This window comes from Tunicatimonas sp., from assembly GCF_049647865.1.
GTDB lineage: Bacteria > Bacteroidota > Bacteroidia > Cytophagales > Cyclobacteriaceae > Tunicatimonas.
On the sequence record NZ_JBARYM010000747.1, the window covers coordinates 1 to 9,030 of the forward strand.

Here is a 9,030-nt window from a genome sequence, read left to right on the forward strand (position 1 = left end):
GTCTGGAGCCAAGCACCTTGAGGAGTAGCCGCCCATAATCCGTTAGAGGTGGATAGTAAAGCAGTAATCTTCGGTACCGGAACCCGACTGACCAGTGGGGTAGTTTCGGAAGCATCGGTCCGAGAAATACCGTAGTAGCCGTTATCGGTTCCAACCATCAATTCGTTGTCCCGGAAGGCTATACAATTCGCCGCTTCCTCACCGTAAAATATCTTCCACTGCGCATCGACTAGTTGATAAATTCCCAAACTAGTGAGTGCATAAAATTGACCGTTTTGGCATTGAATAGATTGTATTTCAGCATCTAAATCGTCAATGATATTCCAATCATTGTTGCGATAAAGAGCAGACTGTTGATCACCCGTTACCAATACATCACCAACTCGGTTTACCGCTAGTTGATGATACTGGCCTTCGGGCAAAAAGGCGTAAGGTTTACCCGCGTGGGCGTTGGTCAGAAACTGATCTTCGTACAGATAATACAGATAACCGCTTTCCTCCTGAACGCTAATATCTACCGGAGCTTTATCCGCCAGCGGGCGATAGCCAATGTCCGGTACCAGTTGCCCATCCAACACTCGGTACAATCCATTATCACTCAGCACATAGATAATATCGTCGTAGTTGACGACTACTTTTTTCAGTTGAATACTATCCGAATTATTGGATAAGGTGAACTTTACTGAAACGGGTTGAAGAAAACTGGTATCTGGGGTGGGCGATTGGGCTAAAGCCGGAAAGGTTAACATCAGTAAGGCAAGTAGTTTCATAGTGTTGTGTTAGAGTGTTAAGGTGCTTGAGTGTTAGGGTGGTTACGGAATGCTGTTGGAGTCTTCGGTGAGAAAGATTTACCAAAACACTTTAGCACTATAATACCAAAACATTCGATGCTTATTTAATAGATTAGTAGTTTTTAGGAAAAAATAGATTGAATAATGCTTCCGGTTGGGCGTAGTCAGAAATAATAAAGTGAGCTCCCGCTCGAATTAACCTTTTTCTTTTGGCGTAGTTCATTCCGAAGCGGCGTATTTCGTCGGAGGCAATGCCAACGCAAATTGCGCCTTCTTTTCGGCCTTCTCGTATCTCGGAAGGGCCGTCGCCAATAACTAGTATCTCCGATGGCTTAGCTTGCTTTTCCTGTAAAAGTTGCTGAAGCACTTTACGTTTAGCACTCATGCCATCGGGGCGAGCTCCGTAGATACCACCGGTAAACCACGAACCGTAGCCAAGAGTATTGGCTTCCTGCTTTACATTCTCTTCGTCAGTCCCACTGGCTAAATACAGTTCTACTGAAATGTCTCGAAGTTTTTGTAGGAAAGGAATCGCGCCCTTTAGGGTAAAATCTTCAATTCCTAGTTCGCCTCGTTGGAAGCGGCTGATACGGTCGTTAACTAGGTCGTTAAGTAGCTGCAAGAACTCTTGCTTATAATACTTGGGTGAATGAATGCTGGAAGCTGGTACATAGCCTTCTCGTTGAATAAGCTCCACCAATCCTTCCATTTGCACAATGGTAGGCGCACCGGTAGTTTGTCCAATCAACTGCGTTATTTTATAGGCTAATGTATCTTTTTGAGATGATGAAAGTGTGGTTAACGCATCTCCGGCAATGCTCCTCAACATTAGTGGCTGCATAATTTCTTCCCATCCTTGCCGTAGCACTGAAATAGTCCCATCGTGGTCAAACATAGCAAATTTGATAGGCCTCTCGACTGAATATTCTTCTACAACTTCGATGAGGCTACTTTCAAAATAATTTGCAGTATCAGGATGGTCGGCGCGGTAGGGATGATAAACATAGGTACAGTCTGCAAGTAGACTCTGAATTTCGTTGGGCGAAGCAGTTCCGGTTTGGTGTAACTTTCGTACTGTGACCGCTGATGCAGCATTGGCAATCTTCAGACACTGGGCTATATCGAGGTTTACTGCTTGGCAAGCGGCAAAGGTACTAATCGCAGTATCACCGGCACCTACCGGGTCAACCTCTCCATCGTGCCAGATTCCGGGTACTGCCTTAGTTTGGCTTCCATCAGAATAAATCATGCCATAGGGGCCTCGGGTAAGCAGAACCGGGCATTTTTGCTGTTGGCTAAGTGCTTGGCACAATGTCAAACATTGATCAGTATTCCGTTCATCAAGATGCGGTGAATTGAGCATTTTGGCAGTTTCCACCGTATTTGCTTTGAGAGTCATACCTTGAGCGTATTGCCCTAGATCACGTAGATCAGCCACAAACTGACACTCAGAATATTGAAGAGCCAGATGATTTAGTTTTTGGATAATATCATAATTCAGTAACGGCTTTACGAACTGCTGATTGAGCAAGAGAATATTTAAGCTCGGAAGGGTAGCCTCTACGTTGTCTAGTATCTGATTTAGTAGTTGGGGATCGGCTTGATTGTAGGAACCAAAATCCAGACGGTGACCTTCTTCTTTGCCCAGCATCGGTTTCACGTAGGCGCAGCTTTGCCACTGCTGATTTTGAAGAACCAACCCCGAAGTATCAACTCTCTTTTGGTGAAGCAGGTGTAGCAATTCTCGCCCCCAAAGATCATTAGCTTGCAATCCAACTACTTTTATTGCTGAGACTCCAAGTGCGCTAAAATTATTGACTACGTTGCCAGCATCACCCAGAGAAGTGCGGATTTTTCCGCCTCGGTGAACCGCTTTACCAGTTTCAAGTGATTGTTCGCCCGTTTCGGTTTCCAATGGATAGTATGCGTCCACCGCGAAGTCGCCTAGCACTCCTACGCGCAGGGTGGAAATTTGGTTGAATAGGTCAGTTAGCGGTGCCGACATACTAGTTAGCTTTGGGTTTCTTTCATCTTTCGGATGGTCTTAGTAGTGGAATAGCCGTCCACAAAGTCAATGAGCACTACTTGCCTGGCAAATTCGCGACCTACCACTTCTTCCAGCTTATAGTCACCACCTTTTACCAGAATATCCGGTTTAATCTGAGAGAGTAGTTCGTGAGGAGTATCTTCGCCAAATTTGATTACGTAATCAACGCAAGCCAGGCTTTGAAGAATAAAGGCTCGGTCGTCTTCATTGTTAATGGGGCGACTATCCCCTTTTAACCGTTTTACCGAGGCATCGGTATTGACTCCTATGACTAACAAATCTCCTAAGTCGCGCGCTGCTTGTAAGTAGGAGGCGTGGCCCCGGTGCAGAATATCAAAGCAGCCATTGGTAAAAACGATGATTTCGCCTCTAGTTCTATGTTGGTCTAGCTTAGCAAGTAAGGCAGTTAGTTCGGTTGTTTCGGTTTTATCCATCGTTGTATGCAAATTAAGAGAAATTTCGCCTTTATACCAATTTTTGGTATATTTGAGAAAATTAGTATTCAAATGAACAAAAACACATCAATATCACTCGGAAGTTATTTTGACCAATTCGTTCAAAACCGAATAAGTGAAGGAAGATTTAAAAACGTTAGCGAAGTCATTCGTGCTGGATTGAGACTTTTAGAGGAAGAAGAAAATAAAATAACTGCTTTGAAAACCGCAATACAAGAAGGAATTGACAGCGGAATAGCACACGACTTTGACCCTAAACAGCATCTTGAATCTTTAAAAGCGAAAAAGCTCTCGAATGGCTGAATACAAACTGACCAATAAAGCTGTCGAGGATTTATCTACAATTTGGGATTATACATTTGAGGTCTGGTCGGAGAAACAAGCTGACAAGTATTTCGATAGTCTTATTTCTAACTGCCATGAAATTGCTGAAAATCCAGATTTAGGAAAAAATTACGAAGGAATATCAAAGCAACTGCTCGGATTGAAAACAAATCGATACATAATTTTCTACAGAACATTGGAACAAGATTATGTGGAAATAACGAGAATATTGCACGAAAGAATGGATTTAAAGAAAAAAATAACTGAATAAAAACAGCACACAATAATGGCTATAAGTAATTGCTTGTTCTCGCCTACTTCTGAAAATTCGCAAGGATTTTCAGCTTGGTGTGTACTTGCAAAACTAAGTGCTAACCCAAGTAACTACCCATAGCCGAGACCGTTCAAAATTTTAAAGCGGAAAGTTTTCGTTAAAATCTTGTAAGAATTTTCGCATTTTCACTTTTTCTTCCTTCTCTAAATTCATTTGAGGGGGAGCCATCAGGCCATTCCCAATTCCTATCTCAGCCAAAGCAAACTTAAGTCCGGCGGTTACCGTGCGGCCATTTTGATAGAGGTGTTGGCTGATCTGCAATACTAGTTGGTGCAAGTGCTGAGCGGTATCTATTTCTTTATTTCTTACAGCTTCGTAAAGTTTTACGTAGAGCGAGGGGAAAACATTAGCTCCCCCGTTCACCCCGCCACTGGCACCCAGCAGGGTAGTTTCGAGCAAAAACTCTTCGGGACCCAAAAAGTAGGGAAACGGTTCACCTTCAGTGCGTAGCTGATTTAGCCAATGAAAGTGCATTACATCAATAGTACTATCCTTGTAACCAATAATATTCGGTAACTTCAGTAACGCAATAATGGTCTCACGTTCTAAGCGGTTACGGGTATGGCTAGGAATATCGTACAAAAAAAGCGGTAGCGGACTTTGCTTAGCCAACTGTTCAAAAAATGTGTAAAGCGCCGATTGACTAGCAGAGAAATAAAATGGTGAAGCAGCTACTACCGCGGTGGCTCCGTACTCTTGGGCTTGTCTGGCCCAATCTATGGCATTAGCTAGACAAGTATCGGTAATCCCTACTAGCCAAGGGAGTTCGCCACCTACTTCATCGCCTACTTGCTTTATTAACTCTAATTTTACCTGACTGCTTAAACTGGGTGCTTCTCCGGTAGTGCCGAGGATAAATAGCCCGTGTACGCTGCCGCCTTTCAAATGCTCAATGAGTTTGGATGTTGCTAACGAATCCAAGTCCATCTCTTTGGTAAGCGGAGTTATTAGGGGAGGAATGATGCCGTGTAGTTGTGATAAATTGTTATTGAACATGCGTTTCAGAAGACTTGATATTTTGTGTCCAGACGGTAAGTCCGGTGAGCGGTGCTCGGTTAGTAAAGACAAAGCTAAGTAAATATGCCAGGGCGATAAATAATAAGTTGACGATTACTCCCACCCAATACGATTGCACCTCTACCGCCCAGGGTTCGGGTAGCCATCCTGCCAAGCTTACTCCAAGATACACATTAACTACTACCGAAATTATCAGAGCTACTAAGGCGGCTTGGTAGCCTACTCGAGTAGTGAAGAAACCCAACAAAAACAAGCCTACCAAGCACCCTCCAAAGACCGAAGCAACAATCCAGCTCAAATCGTTGATGCTTTCTTTCTCGATAGCCGAGAAGAACACCGCCCCACCAATCATCAACAGGGATACACCAATAGCAATCAGCCGGGCAACCTGTAGGTACCGCTGGTCAGAGCGGTTTTTCATCCAGTATGGTTTTAGAATATCGATGACGGATACGGTAGCAATGGCGTTAATGCTGGAATCTAAGGTGGACATTCCCGCGGCTAACACTGCGGCCAATATCAATCCGGCTACTCCGGTAGGTAAATTTGTTAAAATAAAGTAAGGAAAAACTTGATCGGCCTCCAATCGGGTAATGGCAATATCGGGGAAGACGGTATAAAATACGAAGAGGGTTGTCCCGATGAAGAAAAATAGCCCCCAAGTGGGCAAGGCTACCACCGAATAAATAAGTGTGGCCTTTTTTGCTTCGCGCGTGCTGCGGGAGGCTACGTAGCGTTGAATAATGTTTTGGTCGCTGGAGTACATCGCTAGAAAGTGAAAGATGCCGAGCAGGGCTACCGTCCAGAACGTTCGTTCGTTCAGATTCCAGTCAGTGCTGCCTACCCCAAATTTTTGGTATTCTTCGGCCACGCTTAGTACTTGAGAAATTCCGCCAGGTAGTTTGTTAATCATTAAGACTAAGCAGAGAATTCCTCCCAGCCACAAAACGATCGCCTGAATTACATCGGTCCAAATTACTGCCTCAATGCCACCAATAACGGTATAAAAACCAATGAACAAACCTAGAAAAGTAATGACCGTGATAATAGGAATGCCGGTAAACAGATTCACCGGAATAGCTACTAAAAATAGAATTTGTCCAATACGCAAAATCTGCAGCATCAGAAAGCTCAACGTTCCGTAGAGGCGAGCTACTGGACCAAATCGCTCTCCCAAATATTCAAAAGCTGAAGTGAGTTGCCCTCTTCGGAAAAATGGTATGAAGAACAGAATTGCTAAAACCGCTGCTAACGGCAGCATTAAGTTGGAAATAAACTGTCGCCAATCTAGCGTAAAAGCGGCGGCGGGAAAGGCCAGAAACGTGATAGAGCTAATAGAAGTAGACAGCATCGATAAGCCAATTACCCAACCTTTGAAAGAGCGATTACCTACAAAGTATTCTTCGGTACTATTGTTTTTTCTAGCGAAATAAAAGCCTAAAGCGACCATCCCAAGCAGATAGAGCGAAAGCGTGACAATATCAATTGTAGAGAGAGCTACTTCCATAGGCTAAATCGGATTTGAGCTCCCAATAACTTGTCGTGGGTTTGAACCATCACCCAACTGAGAAATAACATAAGCAGCATTGAAACTAAAAATAACCTAATGGCATAATCTACTCTTAAAGAAGAATGCGCCTTCGAAGCAGAGGTAGTGATCATCCGTCCTAGAGCTAAAATAATTATTGCATTTAGCCAGTATAAATCATCCCGCACGGTGCCATTACCCCAGTTGGCTCCGGTTAAAAAACCATTTAGAAAAATAAACCAGCTAAAATAGCTTAGCAGCAACCACCAAGTATTATTAAAATTCCACTGCGTGTTTCCAATAATTTTTTTCCAGAAGATAGTGGTAAGTAGTGAACATAAAAGTAGACTGCTACTCAGGGCTGCGAATAAGTTTAGCTGACCTAAATTAGCTTCTTCAAAAAAAGTCCAAATTTTATCTAGCCGAGTAAACTTATCGCTTTCAAATTGCTGAACGATATTAATTAGGGGCAGTAGAATAATTAAAAAAAACCAACCCAATAAATTGGCAGTTTTATCGGGTGAGCGACTGTTGGGCCAATCTTGAGAGAAAATTGCGTAGGCCAAGCCTAAGCCACCAAAGAAGCCTAGCGAGTATTCCATTACATTCCACCAGTTGAATATTAAGCCGGAAGCGGAACCTACTACCTGTAGAAAATTACCGAAGGCAAAACCAAATCCTGCCCCCAATGAGGAATAGAGCCCCACTGCATGGCTTCGTGTAAAACTATTACGGTGTAAATACCACGCTAAGGCTAGAGCCGCTCCAAGACATGCAGCCCAGAGTTCGGAACGGGGCGGGGTCATGAGCCATTCTAATTGATAGATTAGTATCCCCCAGATAAGATAGCCTCCGGCTACCATTTGCGTAACCAGAGCCGCCCAATCCGATTTTTGCTTTTCGGTCGATTCTAATGCTAGTCCAGTCAATCCACCACCAATGTAGCCGTATAATCCACCAATGAGAAAGAGCATACCAAGTCCGTAGCTCACGTTGAACCAGTCGTCGCTCCGGCCGTAGCCAACTACCACACCGTAGCTCATCATCCCGCCTACGCCCCAGCCGATAGCCCCTAGTGCAACAATAGTAGGCAGCCGTCGCCACCAGTCCGACCGATTAGCCAGCACAAGCACCAAAAGTACGCCGATGGCTCCCGCCCAGGCGGCACCGTGTTCATGACCAAATTGCCCCCGAACGGCCCAGGCCGTACCTAAAGTCATAGCCACCAGTAGCACCCTCATCCAGGTTGAACGAATTATACTCATCACCTAGCGAATCTGAAACGCTAAATTACTTTGAGGAATGTCTTCTTTCAGCCCCATCCAGAACGCAATCTTTTCGCGCTGCCAAGTATAAGTAACCGCGATGGTATCACCACAAGAAATAATAGCAGGGTAGGAGAATTCGTCATCCGGATCGCCGGTATCAATATCCAATACGCGTGGCCAAGTTTGCCCATTATCGGTAGAAAGTGCGATAGTAAGCGGAGCCCGGGCACCCCAATTTTCATTGTCTCGATTGTAAGCCAAGGCCAATGTTTCGTCAGCCAGTTGAGTAAGATCGATTCCGCTGTTTGGGTTGGGCAGTTCGGTACGATATACCGGCGACCAGCTTTGTCCATAGTCTTCCGAATCGCTACGGTATACGTAGCCTGCCGAACTTCGCAACAGCATATGCACCATACCAGGTTCGGATTCCCAAAGGGTTGGTTGAATAATGCCCTCACCATCTAATGAGTCACGATTTACTTCCAAGTACTCCGACATTTTCCAGGTTTTACCTCCGTCGGTACTGCGGTCGGCAAAGGCATTCCAAACCCGATTATCTTCATGAGAAGCTCCGGCCAACCAAGTGCCATCCGATAAAATAATAGGTTTATTTCGCACTGGGCCACGACCGCCTTTATCGTCTGCTACCAGTTCAGTAGCTTCACTCCAGCTATTGCCGCCATCGGCTGAGGTGATTACCCAAGTTTCCCAGTGGTCAATTTCCTTACCGACCTTAAAGTAAAGGTAGATCGTTTCGTCGGGTGCTTGAAACAATACCGGATTCCAGTGCGGATCTTCCCGAATTTTTGCAACTTCCTTAGGCTTGGTCCACTGATCGGGTCGCCCAATGGCTAACCAGACACCCACGTCATCGTCTTTTTCTTCGGTTCCCCCAAACCAAGCCACTAGAAATTGTCCATCGGATCTACGAAGTACGGTTGAAGCGTGGCACTGCGGAAATGGTTGTTCATCACCAAAGATGAAATCTTTGACAGGTAAAATGGCTTCTTCGGCAATTAGCTCTTTTGCCTCTTTAGGTTGAGATGAGGTAGAACAGGCAGCCAGCGAAAGAACGCAGAGGATAGCTATTGCCGATAGAAAGTGAGACACGCGGATTAGTAGGTTTGGTAGCATTAGAATGTTGTAAGTTGTATACAAAGACTCAGCTAACTTAGTAGTTGAGTCTTCATTTGAAAGTACAAAATGAACAGTAGTACACCAAAAACAACGAAAAATTATTAGCGTATTTCTTATTCTACCAAGGTA

8 protein-coding genes and 1 pseudogene are annotated in these 9,030 nt (G+C 44.5%); 2 read left to right on the forward strand and 7 right to left on the reverse strand.

Annotated features, from left to right (window positions below; genetic code table 11):
- The 3 genes and pseudogenes from WBA23_RS21725 to rfaE2 all read right to left on the reverse strand — a co-directional run.
- Window positions 1-770, reverse strand: a pseudogene (locus WBA23_RS21725) (hypothetical protein); the annotation flags it as partial.
- Between the two features lie 133 nt (window positions 771-903).
- Complete coding sequence (locus tag WBA23_RS21730; protein WP_424584379.1) at window positions 904-2,796, reverse strand: PfkB family carbohydrate kinase; 1,893 nt, start codon at window positions 2,794-2,796, stop codon at window positions 904-906.
- A 5-nt stretch (window positions 2,797-2,801) separates the two neighbouring features.
- On the reverse strand, window positions 2,802-3,272 hold the full coding sequence (rfaE2, locus tag WBA23_RS21735) for a D-glycero-beta-D-manno-heptose 1-phosphate adenylyltransferase (RefSeq protein WP_424584380.1): 471 nt from the start codon (window positions 3,270-3,272) through the stop codon (window positions 2,802-2,804).
- 6 nt (window positions 3,273-3,278) lie between these two features.
- Here rfaE2 and WBA23_RS21740 point away from each other — a divergent pair, with 6 nt between their 5' ends.
- Together WBA23_RS21740 and WBA23_RS21745 are read left to right on the forward strand one after the other, a co-directional pair.
- The gene (locus WBA23_RS21740; protein ID WP_424584381.1) at window positions 3,279-3,596 is read left to right on the forward strand and encodes a type II toxin-antitoxin system ParD family antitoxin; all 318 of its coding nucleotides are present in this window, start codon (window positions 3,279-3,281) and stop codon (window positions 3,594-3,596) included.
- Window positions 3,589-3,888: a type II toxin-antitoxin system RelE/ParE family toxin gene (locus WBA23_RS21745; RefSeq protein WP_424584382.1), complete on the forward strand. Its 300-nt coding sequence runs from the start codon at window positions 3,589-3,591 to the stop codon at window positions 3,886-3,888. Before WBA23_RS21740 ends, WBA23_RS21745 begins: the two co-directional genes overlap by 8 nt.
- Before the next feature lie 141 nt (window positions 3,889-4,029).
- Here WBA23_RS21745 and WBA23_RS21750 read toward each other — a convergent pair whose 3' ends face one another.
- The 4 genes from WBA23_RS21750 to WBA23_RS21765 are packed head-to-tail and all read right to left on the reverse strand — an operon-like array spanning window position 4,030 to window position 8,898.
- Complete coding sequence (locus WBA23_RS21750; RefSeq protein ID WP_424584383.1) at window positions 4,030-4,947, reverse strand: dihydrodipicolinate synthase family protein; 918 nt, start codon at window positions 4,945-4,947, stop codon at window positions 4,030-4,032.
- Window positions 4,937-6,475, reverse strand: a complete 1,539-nt coding sequence (locus WBA23_RS21755; RefSeq protein WP_424584384.1) for a sodium:solute symporter — start codon at window positions 6,473-6,475, stop codon at window positions 4,937-4,939. Before WBA23_RS21755 ends, WBA23_RS21750 begins: the two co-directional genes overlap by 11 nt.
- Window positions 6,466-7,761 (reverse strand): hypothetical protein, encoded by a 1,296-nt coding sequence (locus WBA23_RS21760; protein ID WP_424584385.1) that lies wholly within the window; start codon window positions 7,759-7,761, stop codon window positions 6,466-6,468. Before WBA23_RS21760 ends, WBA23_RS21755 begins: the two co-directional genes overlap by 10 nt.
- Before the next feature lie 3 nt (window positions 7,762-7,764).
- Window positions 7,765-8,898 (reverse strand): sialidase family protein, encoded by a 1,134-nt coding sequence (locus WBA23_RS21765; RefSeq protein WP_424584386.1) that lies wholly within the window; start codon window positions 8,896-8,898, stop codon window positions 7,765-7,767.
- Between the last annotated feature and the right edge of the window lie 132 nt (window positions 8,899-9,030).

What these genes read in the sequence shown, in the direction of transcription:
- WBA23_RS21760 (WP_424584385.1), bottom strand. Translation starts at nt 7,761, where the DNA reads ATGAGTATAATTCGTTCAACCTGGATGAGGGTGCTACTGGTGGCTATG.
- WBA23_RS21740 (WP_424584381.1), top strand. Translation starts at nt 3,279, where the DNA reads ATGCAAATTAAGAGAAATTTCGCCTTTATACCAATTTTTGGTATATTT.
- WBA23_RS21730 (WP_424584379.1), bottom strand. Translation starts at nt 2,796, where the DNA reads ATGTCGGCACCGCTAACTGACCTATTCAACCAAATTTCCACCCTGCGC.
- WBA23_RS21745 (WP_424584382.1), top strand. Translation starts at nt 3,589, where the DNA reads ATGGCTGAATACAAACTGACCAATAAAGCTGTCGAGGATTTATCTACA.
- WBA23_RS21765 (WP_424584386.1), bottom strand. Translation starts at nt 8,898, where the DNA reads ATGCTACCAAACCTACTAATCCGCGTGTCTCACTTTCTATCGGCAATA.
- WBA23_RS21755 (WP_424584384.1), bottom strand. Translation starts at nt 6,475, where the DNA reads ATGGAAGTAGCTCTCTCTACAATTGATATTGTCACGCTTTCGCTCTAT.
- WBA23_RS21750 (WP_424584383.1), bottom strand. Translation starts at nt 4,947, where the DNA reads ATGTTCAATAACAATTTATCACAACTACACGGCATCATTCCTCCCCTA.
- rfaE2 (WP_424584380.1), bottom strand. Translation starts at nt 3,272, where the DNA reads ATGGATAAAACCGAAACAACCGAACTAACTGCCTTACTTGCTAAGCTA.